The sequence below is a fragment of the Devosia polycyclovorans genome (assembly GCF_042181575.1).
GTDB classification, from domain to species: Bacteria; Pseudomonadota; Alphaproteobacteria; order Rhizobiales; family Devosiaceae; genus Devosia; species Devosia polycyclovorans.
In genome coordinates, this window is the sequence record NZ_CP170082.1 from 1,959,342 (window position 1) to 1,977,512 (window position 18,171).

Below are 18,171 nucleotides of genomic sequence, written 5' to 3' on the forward strand. Positions count from 1 at the left end.
AGAATCTATGAACCGGGATGCAGAAAAGCCCCGCAATCCGGGGCTTTGGATGGTCGATGGCCAGGGAGGGTCTAGGGAAGTATTAACTTAAGCGATCAGATCCCGTAGCCGGGCCTGGGACTCTTCGGGGATTTCGGCCGTGCCGATCCGCCGGATCAGTTCTTCCATGGACTGCGGCGTCGGCGGCAAAGCGCCGGCAATGACCGCCGCAGCAAAATCGGCCGTGCGATCGCGCTCCGGTTCGGCCCGACGTTCCTGCTTCTGCTCGGGACGCTCGAATGGCCGCTTGCCGTCCCGATCACCCGGGCGGGCGCTGTTGGGCGCTTGCTGCGTGCTGTCGTGCAGCACCGTGCGTTCGCCCATGGCTGGACGGTGGCGATAGTCACTTAAATTGGCGGAGCCCGGAGAGACGGGCTCGATGGCGAGGCTTGCAACCATAACCTTTCCCCCGAATGCACCTATTCGCAGAAACGGTAAGCTGTTCCTCTTATTGTCGTGTAACCAGCCGGTTGCGTGTTTTAATCAAATGCCCTGCAATTACAGGGCCCGGTTGATGGCGATGCCGGTCGCCGATGCCTTGGGATCGGGTGTGACCTTTCCGGCTGTGCCGTAGGTGCGGGCGCGGTTCTGCTGCCCCACCACGCGGGCCACGTCGGTCAGCACGTCTTCGGTGACAGTCTTGGCGGTGGCCAGGACGCGCAGATTTTCGGCCATCTGGGTTGCAAGGCTTTCGTGACCGGCGCGCAACCGTTCCATGGACTTTGGCGCCTCGGCATTGAGCCGCGCAGCCTGGCGCTGGATCGACCGGGCGAAGCTGACATAGTCCTGGGCCAGACGCGTCTTTTCGGGCGTCAATTGTCCGGCCTCGCGCAGATGGCCCGCGCGCAGCAGGGTGGTTTCCTGGTTCATCACGTCGACCAGTGCCGCAAGGGCCTGTTCGGCGTGGGCGCACAACTGATCGGCCGGCAGGGCATCAAGTGCGGCAAGGCGGGCGGCTGCGGTCATTTTGAGTACACTCCGGCACTGGGAATTGACGTTAAACTGGTGTTGGCGGCTTCCTGCATCGCGATCATCTGGCTCATCAGATCATCAGCAATGCCGACGCCCCCGCTCTGGGCTATTGAATTGGCGAGCTGTTCGGCCTGCATGGAGCGCCAGGTTTCCTCGCCAAAGCCGCCGCCACCGAAATTCTCGTCGCCCTTGACCGTGGCGAACATTTCCTTGGTCAGCATGTTGAGGAAGACGCCTTCGAGTTCCTCGGCCTGCTGGCGCATGCGCTGCATCTGGGCCGGGGTAACGGAGGAGGTGGCGGGGCTGATCATGTTCATCACAGCACCTCGATCTCGGCCTGAAGTGCGCCGGTGGCCTTGATGGCCTGGAGAATGGCAATCAGGTCGCGCGGCGAGATGCCCAGGGCGTTCAGACCATCGACCAGTTGCTGGAGCGTCACCGACTCGTTCACAACCTGCAGCGCCGTGTCGGACTGGTTGACGTTGAGATTGGTGTTGGGCTCGACCGCAGTCTGGCCCAAGGTCAGCGGATTGGGCTGAACCACTTCGGGGTTCTCAGCAATGGTGACGGTCAGATTCGACTGGGCTACGGCAACGCTCGACACCCGCACATCCTTGCCCATGACGATGATGCCTGAATTCTCGTCAATGACGATCTTGGCGGGCTGGTCGGTCTGGACGATCAGTTGCTCGATATCGGTCAAGAGGTCGACGATATTGCCGTTGAAATTGCGGGGCAGGGTGAGGCGCACTGTGGCGGGATCTTCCGGCACAGCCGTGGGCGCGCCGATAAAGTCATTGACCGCGAGGGCAATGCGGCGGGCCGTGGTCAGATCGGGGTTGCGCAGGGCCAGGCGCAGCGAATGCTGCGAGCCAAGATGGAAGTCGATTTCGCGCTCGATCAACGCGCCGGAGGAAATCCGGCCCGTGGTCGGCACGCCAGAAATAACGCTGGCCGCATCGCCCCGGGCGCTGAAGCCATTGATGAGCACCGGACCCTGAGCGATGGCATAGACTTCGCCGTCAGCGCCCAGCAGTGGGGTCACCAGCAAAGTCCCTCCCTGCAGGCTGTCGGCATCACCCAGCGCGGCGACGGACACATCCATGCGCGAGCCCTGCGTCGAGAAGGGGGGCAGGTTGGCCGTGACCATGACAGCGGCAACATTTGCCGTGCGGACGTTTTCCCCCTGAGTATTGACGCCCAGCCGTTCCAGCATGGATTGCAGCGACTGCTTGGTGAAGGGGGAGTTGTTGAGGCTGTCGCCAGTGCCGTTCAGGCCCACCACAAGTCCGTAGCCGACCAGCTGGTTCTCGCGGACACCTTCCATATCCACGATATCCTTGATGCGGGCCGGCGCTGCTTGCGCGGACGCCATTGGCGACAGGGTCAGCGCAAGGCTTAGCGTGGCTGCGGCAATGATGCGGATCAGGCGCATGGTCTCGTATCCCCGATTGATGTCGCTCCATCCCCATGGGGCGACCGTCGGGTTGGTAAATGCCAGAACCGTGCCAGATCGTGATCTTCAGTATAAGCTACTGATATGTAATAATTTTGTTCGGTAGCGGCATGGGGGTGACGCCATCTAGCGGGCTCGCTGAGCAATTCTTGCCGAGCGCATTAAGCTCCTGTTAACTCCAGTGGGCAGAATTTGCCGGGAACGCCAAGCCAAGTGAGTCAGGCCATTTGCGTATCGACGCAACAAATCGCAGCAGCAAGCTTTCCGGCCGGTCCGCGACTGGCAAGGCCGGCAATGGCCCTGCCTTTGTGCCGGCTGGTGAACAAAGCGCCCCGCGGGTCAGCACGACGGCGCCCGTGGCGCCCACTGCGGGGCTCGATGCCATTCTGGCGCTGCAGGCCAGCGGGGACTTTTCCGAGAGCCGTCGCAAGGCAGTCAGGAAGGGCACTGAACTGCTGGACCTGCTCGAGGACATGAAGGCGGACCTGCTGATCGGCAGAGTGGCGCCGGAGCGCCTCGACACCATGGTGACGCAATTGCGCACGCTGCGCGAACGGGTGGAGCCGGAGCTGGATCGAGTTCTCGACGATATCGAATTGCGGGTTCTGGTGGAGCTGGCCAAGCTGGGGCGATATCCCCAGATTTGATCGGGTCACGATTTGACTATCCGTCATCAAGTTGTAGCCGATTTTGCGCTATGCGCCTGACGCGCCGCAGTTTCTTGCGTTAACGAGTGGTAACTTGTGTGCTTGCGGGGGAACGGCGAGGCGCATATATAGGCCGCCAAGGGCGCATTGGAGGTTGAGTCTGCTGATGTCTTCGGTTGAACTTACGGATTATCGACCCAGCGAGGACGAGCCGTTTATGAACCCGCGCCAGCGGGAATATTTCAGGAACAAGCTGCACGCCTGGAAGGATGAGATCTTGCGCGAAAGCCGCCTGACTCTCGAAAACCTCCAGGAGGAAAGCCAGAACCATCCGGACATGGCGGATCGCGCCAGTTCGGAAAGCGATCGCTCGCTGGAATTGCGGACCCGCGATCGCCAGCGCAAGCTGATTTCCAAGATTGATGCCGCGCTCAAGCGCATCGACGACGGAACCTATGGCTATTGCGAGGAAACCGGCGACCCGATTGGCCTGGCGCGCCTCGATGCACGTCCCACGGCGACGCTGAGCCTGGAAGCCCAGGAACTGCATGAGCGGCGCGAAAAGGTTTATCGCGACGAGTAGTGTCTGAACCAATCTAAAAAAGCCCGCAGCGATGCGGGCTTTTTGCTTTTATGGCCAGAGCGCCTCAGCTTCCTGGCGTGCGTTCTGCATTGCGATCATGAATGGCCTTTGCCTCTGGCGTCATGACCTCCGCAAAGTCAGCCATCTCGAAGACCGGGCGGATGTCGATATCGCTCTCGGTGAACATCGGGTTGGGGCAGCGCTTGACCCATTCGACCGCCTCGTCCATGTCGCGCACCTCCCAGATCCAGTAGCCGGCGACGATTTCCTTGGTTTCGGCAAATGGGCCATCGATCACCGAGCGATCCGAACCGCTGAAATGCACCCGCTTTGCGAATTTTGTGGCCTTTAACCCGTCGCCACCAAGCATGATTCCCGCATTGATCAGCTCTTCATTATATTTGCCCATCGCCTCGAGCAGCTCGGCGGTCGGCATGACGCTGTTTTCACTGTCGGCAGTGGCTTTGACGAAAACGACTACGCGCATTTTTCTCTCCTGTGTCCGGGCAGGCCGTTTGACCTGTCTGCTGAGCCGACGAGCGGTCGGGGAAGGCTTCGACAAATTTTCTCGCAGATTGTTCGACAAGGACAGGAAAAAGCAAAAGCGGGGTCCGAAGACCCCGCCTGGCTTCAGAATTGTCGTTGGCCCTAGAAGCCGAAAACCGTGGTGATGCCGCTCTGGTTGTCGCCGTTCTGCAGGCATTGCGCGTTGGTGGCTTCGCCAAACTGGAACAGGCCGCAGCTATTGTTGTTGCCGTTCTGGCTGATATTGCCGTTGTGGCCATTGCCTTCCTGCCAGATCAGGCCGTGATTGCCCGAGCCGTTCTGGTTGAAGCCGGCCGAATTGCCGGAACCGTTCTGGTAGCCATTGGCGCCGCTGGCAGACAGGCCCTGCATCAGCGAGAACATCTTGAGGCCCATACCCAGGGCTTCAGCCTGCTCCGGGTCTGAAGGGGCAAAGCCGATGGCAATCTGGCCACCGGCGAATGCCGGAGCCGCTGACAGGCCCAGAATGGTGGCGGTGAGTGTTGCGGCGATGGTGCGGGTAAGGCGGTTGGTCATTTGAGTGCTCCAAGTTTTGGTCTGCGTTCCCTGTTGCTGGTCTTCCCAGCGCTTGAGATGACCATAGTTCTGCGGTCCTGAACCGGTTCGGAGCGGGCCGTTCAGACACGGTTCAGCCTATAAGGCCAGGCAAAAAAAAAGCCCCGCCGAAGCGGGGCAATTGGAAGGAACTGGCTGAACGGATCAGATGTCAGGTCAGGGTGGTCAGGGGCGTCGAGCAGTCGTACTGCTTGCCGCCGCTCGAGATGATGAAGTCGGCATCAATTGATGCGCCGGCATTGACCATCACCTTGCCGAGCGAGACGGGTTCGCCCGGCGCCACCGAGAAGCGTCCGCCCTGGCTGATGTTGCTGGTGCCGCCAGAACCTTGGCTCTTGAGGGCGAAGCGATATTCACCCGTAAGGGTCGTTGGGCTCTGCACGATGCCCTCAACAGACATCATGCCGCGTTCGGTTTGCGTGGAGATACCGCAGGCAAGGCCGTTCTCGCCATCATCATTGCTGGTGGCGTGGGCGGCCGCGGCGGCCAGGGCGAGAGCGCCAAAGGCCAGAATGCCGATGCGGAGAGTGGAGTGAACCATGTTGTCCTCCTCTTGAAAGGCTGGGGGCCGGCGCTGGCCGGCCCCGATCCGGATGCGTTACGGGCAGACCTGCACGAAGGCGCTGACATTGTTCGAGCCGTGCTGGACCATATTGGCATTGCAGCCATTGCCCACCTGCACGCCGGCGGCGGTGTTGCCATTGCCGTCCTGGGTCAGGATGGCGTTGTGGTTGTCACCGAACTGGCCGACGCCGCCCTGGTTGTTCCAGCCATCCTGCCAGACATCGCCATAGTTGTTGTTGCCGTCCTGACCGATGGCGGAGGTGTTGTTGCCGCCGTTCTGGTTGGAAATGCCGGTGTTCCAATTGCCATTCTGGTAGGCACCGAACTTGTTGTTCCAGCCGGCCTGGCCGCCGCCTACGGCGTTGCCGAAACCGTATTGTTCGATAAAGAGGCTGTTCGCCATGGCGGGGGCGGCAGAACCGGCGATGACGGTTGCGGCCAGGGTGGTGATGAGAAGCTTGCGGATCATTGGTCGTCTCCTTGGGTTGGGGCTGCGGTCCCTCCGACCGCGTCGTTGATGGAGACTGTTTTAGGGGAGTGATTTGGAACGCTCACTGAAGCAGGGGTTCAGACAGCGTTCATCAAAATGGCGGCGGAAATTGATTCCGCCGCCGCCTCTAAATGGTTGAATTTTCAGAGAGAAGACTACCCGCCGTAGCGCTGCTTGAGATGGGCCTTGAAGTGATCGGCATTGAGTGGCTCGCCGGTTGCCCTGGTAATCAGCTCGGGCGTTGAATAGCGCGAGGCTTCGTTCCACACCTTGTCGGCGCGCCACTGGTTGATAGCGGCAAAGTCGCCCTCGCGGATCTGTGCGCCCATGTCGGGCAGGTCCTTCTGCATGGCCGCGGCGAGTTGCGCGGCGATCATGGCGCCCAGCGTGTAGCTGGGGAAGTAGCCGAAGGCGCCGCCGGGCCAGTGCACATCCTGCATCGGGCCGTCCTTGGGGTCGTTAATGGTCGAAATGCCGAGATATTCGATCATCTTGGTGTCCCAGGCCTCGGGAATTTGGCTCGCTTCGAGCTTGCCCGAAACCAGGTCCTGCTCCAGTTCGTAGCGCAGGATGACGTGGAGCGGGTAGGTCACCTCGTCGGCATCGACCCGGATATAGCCACGTTCGACGAAGTTGACCTCACTGAGAACATCGGCGATCTCCCAGCCGGGAATCGCGGTGTCGCCAAGATGCTGATGCACAAGCGGCAGCATGAATTCCCAAAATTCGGGGCTGCGGGCGAGCTGCATTTCCACGAACAGGCTCTGGCTTTCATGCATGCCCATGCCGCGCGCCTTGCCCAGCGGCCAATGCGACCAATCCTTGGGCAGGCCCTGCTCGTAAAGGGCGTGGCCGGTTTCATGCAGCACGCCCATGAGCGAAGAGAGGAATTCGTCGGTGCGATAGCGCGTGGTCATGCGCACGTCGGTGGGCACGCCGCCGCAGAAGGGGTGGTGCGAGACAGCAAGAGAGCCGTGGGTGAAGTCGAAACCGACGGCGCGCATGGCCGCCAGGCCCAATTCGCGCTGCTTCTCGATCGGGTAGGGCGCGTTGAGCGGCTTGCGCGGGCGCTGGTTGAGGCGTTGCTCCTGAACCGAGAGGGCGTGGGGCACGAAGTCCTTGAGAAAGGTCTTCAGATCGGCAAAGACCGTGTCGATCTGGGCGGTGCGATTGCCCGGATCGTACTGATCCATCAGCGCATCATAGGGGGGCAAGCCTGTTGCGGCCGAGCGCAAGGCCGCCTCCTCGCGCACCAGCGCAATGACACCTTCGAGCGCCGGCAGGAAGCTGTCCCAATCGCCCTTGGCGCGCAGGTCCCGCCAGAGTTGTTCGGACCGCATGGTTGCGGCGGTGCGCCGCTCGACGAACTCTGTCGGCAGGCATGTGGCGTTGACATAGGACCGTTCGAACTCGCCCAGTGCGGCCTTCTGCGTGTCGGAGAGGTCTTCGTTTTTGGCGGTGTCGATCCAGTCGGCGATCTGGGGCGCAGTGGCCTGGGCGTGGTACATGCCGGCAAGATTGGCCATGGCTTCGGCCCGCTTCTCGCCGCCACCGACCGCCATATGGGTGGCTTCATCGGCACCGAGAATGGACAATGCGTGTTCGAGCGACTCGAGCTTGCGGCCGAGTTCATCGAGTTTTTGGAAGGACATGGCGGGCTCCGGAGGTGGGATGGCAGATGTGTTCCACAGCTCTCCGGGCGGATCAAGGCTTGCTGTCGGGCGGGTCCTTGTCGGAGCGCTTTGCGCCGGTGGTGCCGAGGGCGACACCAATGGCGATGCCGATGCCGATACCCAGCGCGATATTGTCCAGGGATACGCCGATCCCGGCGCCAATGGCGATGCCCACTGCGATACCGGTTGCCATGTTCATCTGCTCGCTCCTTTGCGGACAAACCGATATGGTTGGCCGGTGGTTGCCAGAAAAGGGGAGAGGCGCAGCTGGGGAAGCTGCGCCTCGTGGGGATGGGGCTCCGCGCCTGGAAAGCAGGAACCCCTGGGGATAAGGCCCGGCGCCTTCTGCGCTTGGGGCCGTGCCATTCCATTCTGGTCTGGCCGGGGAAAACGGCGGCGCGATGGGGGAAGTGCGCCGCCGGAATGGGTTAGAAGGGAAGGATCGCGTCCATGGCCTGCTGCCCATAGCGGGGCTGCTGCACATCGGTGATCTGCCCGCGGCCGCCATACGAGATGCGTGCTTCGGCGATCTTGGTAGAAGGAATGGTGTTGTTGGCCTGGATGTCCGAGGGCCGGACGATGCCGGCGACGATCAGGTCGCGGACTTCGAAATTGACCCGGACTTCCTGGCGCCCTTCGATGACCAGATTGCCATTGGGCAGCACCTGGGTGACCACGGCGGCCACCGAGGTTTCCAGCGCCTCGCTGCGGTTGACCGAACCGGCGCCGGCATCCTGGATGCCCGAAGAGAAATCGATGGCTGCCTGCGGATCGACATTAAGCTTGGCTGCATCGGTGGCGTTGGAGAACACGGCGCCGAACAGGCCGCCCATGCCGGCGCTATTGGTTGAATTCCGAGTGCGCTGGGTATTGTTATTGATCTTGGCGCTGTCATCGATGGTAACCATGACCGTGAGGATATCGCCTACGCGATGGGCGCGTTCGTCCTTGAAGAAGCCCTTGGCCGAGGTGCGGTAGAGTGAGTTGGCCTGATAGGTATCGGCGATCGGCTCGGGCATTGGCATGCGCACGGGCTGATAGCCTGCCGTGGTGGTCGGGTCGGCGATGGCGGTAAGGGCCGGGGCCTGGCCGACATTGGCGAGCCGGTCCATGGTGCTGCAGGCGCCGAGTGTGGCGGCCAGGGTCAGGATGGTGGCGATCTTGGCGATGTTCATTTTCATCTGTCCCTGAATTAGAGGCCGGCGAGCGTGACGGGGCCGTTGGAGACTTCCACGGCTCCTGGCGCGATGGCGGTTGCGCTGATGACGCGCTTGGACATCAAATTGAGGACCTGCAGCGGCGCGCCTTCCGCGGCGCCGGTGACGGCCTGTCCCTTGACCGTCAGGGTCATCAGCCCCTGGCGATAGTAGATGGTGACCGGATCATTCTTGGCGATCGATAGGGGTGTCGAGACATCGCTGGCCCGCAACAGCATGCCATCGCGGCTCTGCCGGTTGAGAGACATGCCCACCAACTGGTCGATTGTGGCAATGCCCTGCGCGTCGGCCTGCTGGATCGGCATGGGGCGCATGATGATATGCTCGGGCCGCAGCACCGTGCCGGCGGGCAAGCCGGCTGCCAGATGCGGAGCGTCGATACTGATTTCTATCGAGCCGCTCAAATCGAGCGACTGATTGACGCCCGAGAGGGAGAAGCGCGCCGAAAACGTACCATTGCCGGGCAGGTAGCGCAGGCTCACGAGGCTGGCTGGGGTAGCGCTTGCCGCGACGGTGATGGCCTCGGGAGCATTGGTAAACAGCATATTGGCCGTCATGCCCTCGCCCAGAATGCCGCGATGGCGCAAATCCTGGGTGATGAGGTCGGCCAACAGAGTCTGATCAACAATCGAGGCAGCGCGGGAAACACGTACCTGCGAGAGGCCATTGACGTCGAATTGGGTGAGGCCAATGCGCGCCGTTGCAGAGCGAACGGCGTTGAGATCGACATTCCCGGTGGTGCCGGGGAGGGGGGAGCGGAACAGGGGCTGTTCGGCCAGGACGCCAGCATCTTCGAACATGTCGCCGACAGTCACCACCGGCGCGCTGACCGTGATGTCGGCGCGCAGCACCGGGGCGGCGATAACGGCGCTGGTCGAGAGCATCAGCGAGAGGGAGAAACCTAGTGCGCGGAGCGATGTCATGATCTTTCTCCTAGCTGAGCTGGCTGGTGGCCTGCATCATCTGGTCGGCGCCAGAGATGACACGGGCATTCATTTCATAGGCGCGCTGGGCGGCAATCAGGTCGGCGATCTCGGTTACCGAATTGACATTGGCCATTTCCAGATAGTTCTGCAGCAGGTCGCCAGTGCCGTCGGTATTGGGCACGTTGATCTGGGCCGGGCCGCTGGCGGCCGTCTCGAGGAACAGATTGTCGCCCATCGATTCCAGTCCGGACTTGTTAACGAAGCGGGCGAGCTGCAACTGGCCGAGCTGGGTCGGCGCTGCGTCGGTGCCGATATAGGCCTCGACCGTGCCGTCTGGCGAAATGGCTACGCCCCGTGCATTGCCCGGAATGGTGATGCCCGGATCGACCGGATAGCCCGAGGAGTTGACCAGCATGCCTTCGGGATTGCGCTGGAACGAACCGTCGCGGGTGTAGCCCGTGCGGCCATCGGGAAGCTGGATCATGAAGAAGCCTTCGCCACGGATGGCGACGTCCAGTTCGCCTTCGGTCATGTTGACCGAGCCCTGGCTCATGATGCGCGGCGTGGAGACGGTGCGAACGCCAGAACCGATCTCCAGCCCGGCCGGTACCATCGTACCTTGATCGGAAGTCTGCGAGCCGGCGCGGGTGATCTGCTGGTAGAGCAGGTCCTGGAACTCTGCGCGCTGCCGCTTGTAGCCGGTGGTGCGCATGTTCGCGATATTGTTGGAGATGACTTCGACATTGCGTTCCTGGGCGCCCATGCCGGTCGATGCGATATAGAGTGCTTTCATGGCGTTTGCTCCTCAGGTTCAGGCGTTGGCGTCGCCCAGGCGCTGGATGGCGTTGCGGCGCATTTCATCCTGCTTCTGGGTGAGGGAGGCGATCGATTCATAGGCGCGCTGCACGCGGATCATCTCGGCCATTTCGGTGACGCCCGAGACATTGGAGCGCTCAATGTGCCCCTGCATGACGCGGGTCGAGGTGTTGGCGACCGGAGTGCCGCCCGAAAACAGGTTCGAGCCCTCGCGGATCAGCTCCTGTGCGTTGGCGAATTCGACGATGCGCAACTGGCCCTTGGGGCCGGCGCTGGTCGATATCGTGCCGTCGGCGGCGATGGAGATGCCGGTTTCGTCGGGGCCGAACTGGATCGGACCGCCATTGCCCAACACCGGGTTGCCGGACTGGTCGACCAGAACGCCCTGATTGTTCAGGGCAAAGGCGCCGGCCTTGGTCCAGCGTTCGCCGCCGGCGGTCTGGACCGCAAAGAATCCGTCGCCGTTCAGGGCAACGTCGAGTTCATTGCCGCTTTGCACGATGGCGCCGCCCTGGAGGTCGTGGACCGTGGCCCAGTCCTGCACATAGGAGAGTGGCTGGTCGAGCGAGGGGAAATCATTGTGCCGCGCGGTGGGCATGACATATTCCTCGAACAGGATCTGCTCTGCCTTGAAGCCAGTGGTGTTGAGGTTGGCGATATTGTTCGCCACCACATCCATCTGGCGCTGCAAGGCGATCTGCCTGCTGAGGCTGATGAGTTGCGCGTTCTCGATCATGGCATTCCCCGGTTTGGTCCCCGAGACGGCCTGCTTCCCCAAGCCGGTCGCCTCGCCCATTTACTTTGCAGAAACCATGCCAGGGCCGTAAATTTAATTAAAACAGTGACTTAATGCCTGGCTATGGTTTGCCGCCGGTAGGTCACTATGTTGCATTCGGCAAAAGCTGCCCGGCAAAAACTGCCGGTTTGGGCCTAATTGTAACCTTTCGTTAACCAACTGGGCCTTAGCTGGACAGCAGCCGGAATCGTCCGGAATTGCAGGCGTTTGACAGGGTCACTTTATGACTGCGGAAGCGGAAGCCGATACCGAAGCGCCAGCCAAGAAGGGCATTCCCAAGCTCTTCATCATCATTGGCGCGGCCGTCGTCGTTCTGCTTCTGGCGGGGGGTGGCCTGTTCTTCTTCCTGTCGTCTTCTGGTGGCGAAGCGGATGCGCATGGTGATGGGCATGCCGCGACCGCTGCGGCTGAATTGCACGACACGTTCATTTTCAACCTGCCGCCGATGATGGTGAACCTCAGCTCCGAGGAAGGTAACCAGGCCTTCATGAAGCTCACCATCGCCCTGGAGGTCGCAGACGAACACATGATGACCGAGATCCAGCCGCGGCTGGCCAAGGTGATCGATGCGTTCCAAGTTTATATGCGCGAACTGCGAAAGAGTGACCTGGAAGGCTCGGCCGGCATTTACCGGCTGAAGGAAGAACTGCTGCGCCGGGTCAATCTGGCCATCTATCCCGCCCATGTGGAGAGCGTGCTCTTCAAGGAAATTCTGGTGCAGTAATGGCCGGACCGAGCGATCAGGACAAGCTGAGCGACAATTGGGGGCTCGACGATATCGGCGACGTCGACAAGGCGCCCGCCGCGCCTGTTGACGAAGCCGAGATGAGTGAAGAGGACCGCGCCGCCGCCGCCGCCGCCGAATGGGCCGCCATGCTTGAAGGTGGCGATGGTGACGGGGAGGGCGGTGCCGACCGCGTGCTCAACCAGGACGAGATCGACAGCCTGCTCGGTTTTGATTCCAGCGCCGGCAGTAATGTCGAGCTGACCGGTGTGCAGGCGCTGATCAATTCGGCGCTGGTGAGTTATGAACGCCTGCCCATGCTGGAGATCGTCTTTGACCGCCTGGTGCGGCTGGCGACGACTTCGCTGCGCAATTTCACCTCCGACAATGTCGAGGTGACCATGGATTCCATTTCGTCCGTGCGGTTTGGCGACTACCTCAATTCCATCCCGCTGCCCGCCATCCTCTCGGTCATCAAGGCAGAGGAGTGGGAGAATTACGGTCTGCTGACCGTTGATTCCAACCTCATCTATTCGATGATCGATGTGCTTTTGGGCGGACGCCGTATCGGCGGCAATATTCGTGTCGAAGGCCGGCCCTACACGACCATCGAGATGGCGCTGGCGCGCAAGATGATCGAGATTATCCTCGATGACACCCATCGCGCCTTTGAGCCGGTCACGCAGATCAATTTCAAGCTCGAGCGGATGGAAACCAATCCCCGCTTCGCCGCCATTTCACGGCCGGGCAATGCGGCCATCCTGATCGAACTCAGGATCGAAATGGATGATCGCGGCGGCAAGATCGAAATCCTTTTGCCCTATGCGACCATCGAACCCATCCGCGAACAGCTGTTGCAGATGTTCATGGGTGAGAAGTTCGGGCGAGACCCCATCTGGGAAGGGCATCTGGCCACCGAGATCTACCAGGCCGATGTGGAGATCGAGGCCGTGCTGCATGAGCAGCAATTGCCGCTTTCGCGCCTGCTCGATCTCAAGGCGGGCCAGACGCTGATGTTCGAGCGTGGCCCGAGCGACCCGGTGCGCCTGCGCTGCGGCGATGTCGAACTGACCGAGGCCATCATGGGCCACATCGGCAATCATGTTTCCGTGCGGGTCACCAGCCCGCTCAACCCGCCCAAGGTCACCATGGAAGCCTTTGAGGCAATCGACGATACGATGGAAGGACGATGATGTTGGGGCTGCCGCTTGGAATTTTCGTGGAAGGCGCCGTGGCAATTCTGCTGGCTCTGACCATTGGTTATTGCGTTCTGCTTAACCAGCGCCTCAAGCGCCTGCATCAGGACAAGGATGCCATGGCCAAGATGGTGGCTGATCTGGTGAGCGCCACCAATTTGGCCAACCAGGCTATCAAGGAGCTCAAGTCGACAGCCGTCGAGGCAGATTTGACCCTGAGCGCCCGCATGGAGGAAGCCGAACGTTTCGGCGTCGAGCTGGCCAATCATGTCACGGCCGGCACTGTCCTGATGGAGAGGATCGCCAAGATCACAAGCGTTGCACGGCACAGCCAGGCCATCGAGCCCGTCGAGGCTCCCAACAAGGTTCAGACCGCCTTGCAGCAACTGTCAGAACGCGTGCGCAGCCGCGGGGCCGCCGCGTGACCAATATTCGCCTGCTCCCCGTTGTCATTCTGGCCGTTGCCGCCCTGTTGGTCCTCAAGACCATTGGCCTGGTGACCAATGGTGGCTATGTGCTGACGGGTGTAAGCCAGGCTCAGGCTGCGGCTGGCGATGGCTCGGCCAAGCCGGGCGAAACTGTCACCCTGCCCAACAACCCGACCATGGAAGATAGCAGCCCGACATTGAGCGATGACTCCCCGACGCTGGGGAAGGCCGCAGATGGCGGCCACGGGGCACCAACTGCAGCTGGCTATGGCGGGGCGGCGTCTGACCACGGTGATACGTCCCAAGCATCGGACGCAGATGGCAAGACTGACGCCCATGGCGAACCGATCAGCAATGTCATTGCCGCCGACAATGCCTGTGACCCGCGCCCGGTTGAAGAGCCGGGTGAGAGCGACAGCAGCGAAGGCGCCCTAATGGTCATTCCCGGCGATTGCCCGCCGTTGGCCGATGCGCTGCCGCAGGTCTTGACACCAAATGGAACCCAACCCCTGGGCGGAGGCGTCAACACCGCCACCGAGCAGGCCCTTTTGGAACGTCTGTCCACGCGCCGTACCGAGCTGGAAAGCTACGAACAGGAACTGGCGATGCGCGCCTCGCTCGTCGAGGCCGCCGAGAAGCGCATCGAGGAACGTCAGCAGACCCTCAAGTCCATCGAAGATCAGATCGCCTCGCTGGTCGAGCAGCGCAAGGAGATGGAGGAGGGGCAGTTTGCCGGTATCGTGGCCATGTACGAGACCATGAAGCCCAAGGACGCTGCCAACATCTTCAATGCGCTGGATATCGAGGTCCTGCTGCGCGTTGCCAAGATGATGAGCCCGCGCAAGATGGCGCCAATCCTTGCCGAAATGGACACGATGCGGGCACAGGAGCTGACAGTGCGCATGGCTTCGGCCAGCACCGACCCGCTCGACCAGATGGCGCCCGAAGTGCTCGCCGAACTGCCGCAGATCATCGGACAATAAGCAATAGCCAGCTTTCCCCTTAGGGGCACGTTAAGCACCGGCCGCTAGGGTTGGCGCGAAGAAGGGAAATGCCGTCCAGAAGGCGGCGCCTTTCGGAGTGTTGCAACCCTCGCGTTTCCTGAGGATCATGGGCCCAGTGGCCCGTCCCCTGAACTCGCGATCTGTATGCGTCGGGCGGGCAGAAAGCCGGTGAAGACCGCAATCGGGACAGCTTGGCGGGGATGGACCCGCACCATTGTGGCGGCGGCCCTTGCCGGAGCCATGGTTGTCATGTCGCCTGTTCTGGCCCAGGAACAGGGGCAGCTCTTTGCCACCGAAGAAGACGGCTATGCCCGTCTGATCCTCAGCTTTCCCTCGCTGGACGAACTGCCCGAATACAATTTCCGCATCGACAATGGCGTGCTTTCGGTAGAATTTGCCGAGCCGGTCGACATTCTGCTGCCTGATGTGGCCGCGACTATGCCCAACTATCTGTCGGTCGCGCGCATCGATCCGGACCGGCGGGGTCTGCGCCTCGGGCTCAAAAGCAGCTTCAACTTCAATCGTATCGACGCGGGCGAGAAGCTCTTTGTCGACCTGATGCCAACCGACTGGCAAGGCATGCCGCCCGCGTTGCCGCAGGAAGTCATCGACGAACTGGCCGAACGCGCGCGCCTGGCGGCCATTCAGGCCGAACGCGACCGCAAGGCGCGGCTGGCAGCCGAGCTCGATCCCCAAGTCGATGTGCGCGTGGGCCGCAATGCCACGTTCCTGCGCATGCAGTTTGACTGGAACGTGCCGACGGAAGGGCACTTCAACAAGAAGGGTGAGGTGGGCGCGGCAACATTCGAATGGCCCGTGAAGATGGACCTGACGGGTCTCCTGGCGAACCTTCCTGAAGAGATCGTCTCGATGCAGTCGGGCTATTCGGCAGATGGTGCGGCAGCCACCTTCATTTTCGCCGAGGGCGTCGAACCGCGCTTTTATGCCATCTCGCCGTCACAATATGTGCTCGACATCGACATTGCCGGCACGGCCCTTCCAGCGTTGACGCCCGCAGGCCTTGCCGACGAAGCCGCGCATCTAGCTGCCGAAGCCGAGATGCAGGCCCATGACGAGCCGGCCATATCGGCGCTTCAGGCCGCCAGCGCAGAAACGGTGACACCGTTCATCAATGTGCTGGGCAATACGGTCCGGGTGGTCTTTCCGTTCGAGCAGGATACACCGGCCGCCGTGTTCCGCCGTGGCGACACGGTCTGGATGATATTTGACACCGTCAGCGGCATTGCTCCGCCGACCAATTCGATGGACCTCGATGCCATCGCCAGCGAGTTCGCGGTGGTCTCGTCCAGCGACACGCAGGTGGTGCGTCTGGACCTGTCGCAGGACCGGTTGGCCACGCTGGGCTCGGAGGGCATGGCCTGGGTCCTGTCGCTGGGCGACATGATGCTGAGCCCCACCGAACCGATGACACTTTCCCGCCGCCGCGATATCGAAGGCTCGTTTGAGATGGTAGCCGATATGGTCCGCCCCGGACGGCTGCATGAATTTCGCGATCCCCTGGTCGGCGACGTCCTCAAGGTGGTGACCGCGTTTCCGCCGGCGCGCGGACTGACCCGGTCGCTCGACTATGTCGATTTCACTGCCCTGCGCAGCGTGCACGGCCTGGTCGTCAAACCAAAAGCAGCCAATCTGGGTGTCGAGGTCGAGAGCCCAGTGGCGGTCATCTCGGCGACTAGCGGATTGACGGTTTCGGCGATCGATACCCTGCGCAATTCGGGGTCGGAAGCTCAGGAAGCGGCGCGTGCGGGCTACCTGAACCTTGGTGCGCTCGAGGAACGCGACCCGGCCGCCTTTGTCGAAAAGCGTGACAGCATGGAGCGGGCCGCCGCGGCCAATGAGGGTCGCGAACGTGATCTGGCGCGGCTGGACTATGCCCAGTTTCTGGTGGCCAACCGGTTTGCCCATGAGGCTCTGGGCGTGTTGCGCGTACTTGAAAGCGATCTGCGGGCGCAGGACCTGACGCGCAAGATCCGCACGACAATGGCGATTGCCGACGTCCTGGCCGGGCGCCCGCGGGATGCGCTGCGCACGCTCAATGCGCCTTCTCTTGACCAGGACGTGGATTCGCTGTTCTGGCGCACCATTGCCCGGGCGGAGACCCATGATTATCGCGGCGCCCGTTTCGACGCCCTGGAAGCGCGTGCCATTGCCGACAGCTATCCCGAATGGGCCCGCAATCATTTCCGCCTGGCGGCTGCCCGTGCAGCCGTGGAGGCCGATGACCCGACTTTGGCCCAGCGCATGCTCGACGACATTGATTTTGCCAGTCTCAGCGTTGAAGAGGCCTCGCTGCACCACCTCCTGTCCGGCCGGATTGACGAAGCCGAGGGGCGCGGCCAGGAAGCGCTCGATACCTATGGTCAGGTGATCGCTTCGGAAGTCCGCCCGACGCGCGCCGAGGCCGTGTACCGAACGCTGCTGGTGCTGGACCGCGAGGGGCGGCTGGATCTGGCCAAGGGGACGCAGACCTTGGCGGCCGAGACACTGCTCTGGCGCGGAGATGCGCTGGAAGCCGATATGCAGACGCTTCTGGCGCAGCTCTATTTCCGCAATGGCGAATATCGCCCGGGCTTTGAAACGGTGAAGGCGGCTGTTGCCAACTATCCTGAGAGCCCGGCGGTCAACGGCCTGCGCGATCAGGCCCAACGGATGTTCTCGGACCTATTCCTTAATGGCGTTGCGGATTCCATCGGGCCGGTCGAAGCGCTGGCAATCTATTATGACTTCCGCCATCTCACCCCGCCCGGCGCGCGCGGCGACGAAATGATCCGCAATCTGGCGCGCCGGCTGGTGCGCGTGGACTTGCTGGCACAGGCAGCCGATCTGCTGCAATACCAGCTCGATAACCGGTTGCGCGGCGTGGCGCGGACGCAGATCGCTGCCGACCTGGCCGTGATCTATCTGGCCGATCGCAAGCCTCAGGATGCCCTGCGTGTGCTCAATGAAACGCAACTGCCCGGCCTGCCGGACTCGCTGCAGCGCCAGCGCCGCCTGCTTGAAGCCCGCGCCATGATCGATGGCGGTCGCGACCAGCTGGCGCTTGACCTGATCAGCAATATGGACGGCAAGGATGTCGAACTGATGCGTATCGATGCGCATTGGAAGGCGCGCCGCTATAGCCAGGCCGGAGAAATGATCGAGGTCATCTACGGTAACGAGCCTGAGGGCAAGCCGCTCGAGCGTGCTGCCCGCATGAGCCTGATCAAGGCCGCGGTGGGCTATGTGCTGGCGGGTGACAATTTCGGCCTGTCGCGGCTGCGTGCCAAGTTCGGCGAGCAGATGGTTGCTTCACCCCAATGGCCGATGTTTGACTTCGTCACCGGGCCGATCCAGACCACAAGCCTTGAGTTCAAGAAGGTCGCCGCGGAAGTTGCCGCGCTGGACAGCCTGAGCGCCTTTCTGGCCTCTTATCGTGAGACCTACTCAGGGGAAGGCGCGCTGACACCCTTGAACGCCAGCCGCTCCAGCACCGATCTGGCCTCGCTTTGATCGCGCCAGCGATACGCCACAGCGCTCAA

General features: G+C 61.9%; 21 protein-coding genes. 7 read left to right on the top strand and 14 right to left on the bottom strand.

Annotation, left to right across the window (positions count from 1 at the left end):
- Positions 1-87: 87 nt before the first annotated feature.
- From ACE4RL_RS09745 to ACE4RL_RS09760, 4 genes are all read right to left on the bottom strand, one after another.
- Positions 88-438, bottom strand: a complete 351-nt coding sequence (locus tag ACE4RL_RS09745) for a hypothetical protein (RefSeq protein WP_375597007.1) — start codon at positions 436-438, stop codon at positions 88-90.
- Positions 439-537: 99 nt separating this feature from the next.
- Positions 538-1,005 (bottom strand): flagellar protein FlgN, encoded by a 468-nt coding sequence (locus ACE4RL_RS09750; protein WP_375597008.1) that lies wholly within the window; start codon positions 1,003-1,005, stop codon positions 538-540.
- Positions 1,002-1,328 (bottom strand): rod-binding protein, encoded by a 327-nt coding sequence (locus tag ACE4RL_RS09755; RefSeq protein WP_375597009.1) that lies wholly within the window; start codon positions 1,326-1,328, stop codon positions 1,002-1,004. The genes ACE4RL_RS09750 and ACE4RL_RS09755 overlap by 4 nt, the downstream gene beginning before the upstream one ends.
- A complete protein-coding gene (locus tag ACE4RL_RS09760; RefSeq protein WP_375597010.1) occupies positions 1,328-2,446 on the bottom strand; it encodes a flagellar basal body P-ring protein FlgI in 1,119 nt (372 codons plus the stop codon). The genes ACE4RL_RS09755 and ACE4RL_RS09760 overlap by 1 nt, the downstream gene beginning before the upstream one ends.
- A 248-nt stretch (positions 2,447-2,694) precedes the next feature.
- On the opposite strand from ACE4RL_RS09760, the gene ACE4RL_RS09765 reads away from it, so the two are divergent.
- Positions 2,695-3,114 carry a flagellar assembly protein FliX gene (locus ACE4RL_RS09765; protein WP_375597011.1) on the top strand — a complete coding sequence of 140 codons (420 nt, stop codon included), beginning with the start codon at positions 2,695-2,697 and terminating at the stop codon, positions 3,112-3,114.
- 166 nt (positions 3,115-3,280) lie between these two features.
- A complete protein-coding gene (gene dksA / locus ACE4RL_RS09770) occupies positions 3,281-3,697 on the top strand; it encodes an RNA polymerase-binding protein DksA (protein WP_086469818.1) in 417 nt (138 codons plus the stop codon).
- A gap of 64 nt (positions 3,698-3,761) precedes the next feature.
- Here the strand turns inward: dksA and ACE4RL_RS09775 are convergent, their stop codons facing one another.
- The 10 genes from ACE4RL_RS09775 to flgF all read right to left on the bottom strand — a co-directional run bounded on the left by ACE4RL_RS09775 (position 3,762) and on the right by flgF (position 11,220).
- On the bottom strand, positions 3,762-4,184 hold the full coding sequence (locus tag ACE4RL_RS09775; RefSeq protein ID WP_375597012.1) for a YciI family protein: 423 nt from the start codon (positions 4,182-4,184) through the stop codon (positions 3,762-3,764).
- Between the two features lie 161 nt (positions 4,185-4,345).
- A complete protein-coding gene (locus ACE4RL_RS09780; RefSeq protein WP_375597013.1) occupies positions 4,346-4,759 on the bottom strand; it encodes a curlin in 414 nt (137 codons plus the stop codon).
- Positions 4,760-4,949: 190 nt separating this feature from the next.
- Positions 4,950-5,339: a curli-like amyloid fiber formation chaperone CsgH gene (gene csgH / locus ACE4RL_RS09785; protein ID WP_375597014.1), complete on the bottom strand. Its 390-nt coding sequence runs from the start codon at positions 5,337-5,339 to the stop codon at positions 4,950-4,952.
- Positions 5,340-5,396: 57 nt separating this feature from the next.
- On the bottom strand, positions 5,397-5,831 hold the full coding sequence (locus ACE4RL_RS09790) for a curlin (RefSeq protein ID WP_375597015.1): 435 nt from the start codon (positions 5,829-5,831) through the stop codon (positions 5,397-5,399).
- 176 nt (positions 5,832-6,007) lie between these two features.
- The gene (locus tag ACE4RL_RS09795) at positions 6,008-7,504 is read right to left on the bottom strand and encodes a carboxypeptidase M32 (RefSeq protein ID WP_375597016.1); all 1,497 of its coding nucleotides are present in this window, start codon (positions 7,502-7,504) and stop codon (positions 6,008-6,010) included.
- A 52-nt stretch (positions 7,505-7,556) separates the two neighbouring features.
- On the bottom strand, positions 7,557-7,724 hold the full coding sequence (locus ACE4RL_RS09800; RefSeq protein WP_375597017.1) for a hypothetical protein: 168 nt from the start codon (positions 7,722-7,724) through the stop codon (positions 7,557-7,559).
- A 229-nt stretch (positions 7,725-7,953) separates the two neighbouring features.
- Positions 7,954-8,700: a flagellar basal body L-ring protein FlgH gene (flgH, locus tag ACE4RL_RS09805; RefSeq protein WP_375597018.1), complete on the bottom strand. Its 747-nt coding sequence runs from the start codon at positions 8,698-8,700 to the stop codon at positions 7,954-7,956.
- Between the two features lie 17 nt (positions 8,701-8,717).
- Complete coding sequence (flgA, locus tag ACE4RL_RS09810) at positions 8,718-9,665, bottom strand: flagellar basal body P-ring formation chaperone FlgA (protein WP_375597019.1); 948 nt, start codon at positions 9,663-9,665, stop codon at positions 8,718-8,720.
- 10 nt (positions 9,666-9,675) lie between these two features.
- Complete coding sequence (flgG, locus tag ACE4RL_RS09815; RefSeq protein ID WP_375597020.1) at positions 9,676-10,461, bottom strand: flagellar basal-body rod protein FlgG; 786 nt, start codon at positions 10,459-10,461, stop codon at positions 9,676-9,678.
- 18 nt (positions 10,462-10,479) lie between these two features.
- A complete protein-coding gene (gene flgF / locus ACE4RL_RS09820; protein WP_375597021.1) occupies positions 10,480-11,220 on the bottom strand; it encodes a flagellar basal-body rod protein FlgF in 741 nt (246 codons plus the stop codon).
- Between the two features lie 283 nt (positions 11,221-11,503).
- On the opposite strand from flgF, the gene ACE4RL_RS09825 reads away from it, so the two are divergent.
- The 5 genes from ACE4RL_RS09825 to ACE4RL_RS09845 all read left to right on the top strand — a co-directional run bounded on the left by ACE4RL_RS09825 (position 11,504) and on the right by ACE4RL_RS09845 (position 18,142).
- A complete protein-coding gene (locus ACE4RL_RS09825) occupies positions 11,504-12,004 on the top strand; it encodes a flagellar basal body-associated FliL family protein (protein WP_375597022.1) in 501 nt (166 codons plus the stop codon).
- Positions 12,004-13,197, top strand: coding sequence for a flagellar motor switch protein FliM (gene fliM, locus ACE4RL_RS09830; RefSeq protein ID WP_375597023.1), 1,194 nt, complete (start codon positions 12,004-12,006; stop codon positions 13,195-13,197). Before ACE4RL_RS09825 ends, fliM begins: the two co-directional genes overlap by 1 nt.
- The gene (locus tag ACE4RL_RS09835; RefSeq protein WP_375597024.1) at positions 13,194-13,625 is read left to right on the top strand and encodes a DUF6468 domain-containing protein; all 432 of its coding nucleotides are present in this window, start codon (positions 13,194-13,196) and stop codon (positions 13,623-13,625) included. Before fliM ends, ACE4RL_RS09835 begins: the two co-directional genes overlap by 4 nt.
- Positions 13,622-14,611: a MotE family protein gene (locus tag ACE4RL_RS09840; protein ID WP_375597025.1), complete on the top strand. Its 990-nt coding sequence runs from the start codon at positions 13,622-13,624 to the stop codon at positions 14,609-14,611. Before ACE4RL_RS09835 ends, ACE4RL_RS09840 begins: the two co-directional genes overlap by 4 nt.
- A gap of 189 nt (positions 14,612-14,800) precedes the next feature.
- Positions 14,801-18,142 (top strand): hypothetical protein, encoded by a 3,342-nt coding sequence (locus ACE4RL_RS09845; protein WP_375597026.1) that lies wholly within the window; start codon positions 14,801-14,803, stop codon positions 18,140-18,142.
- The last annotated feature ends 29 nt before the right edge of the window (positions 18,143-18,171 follow it).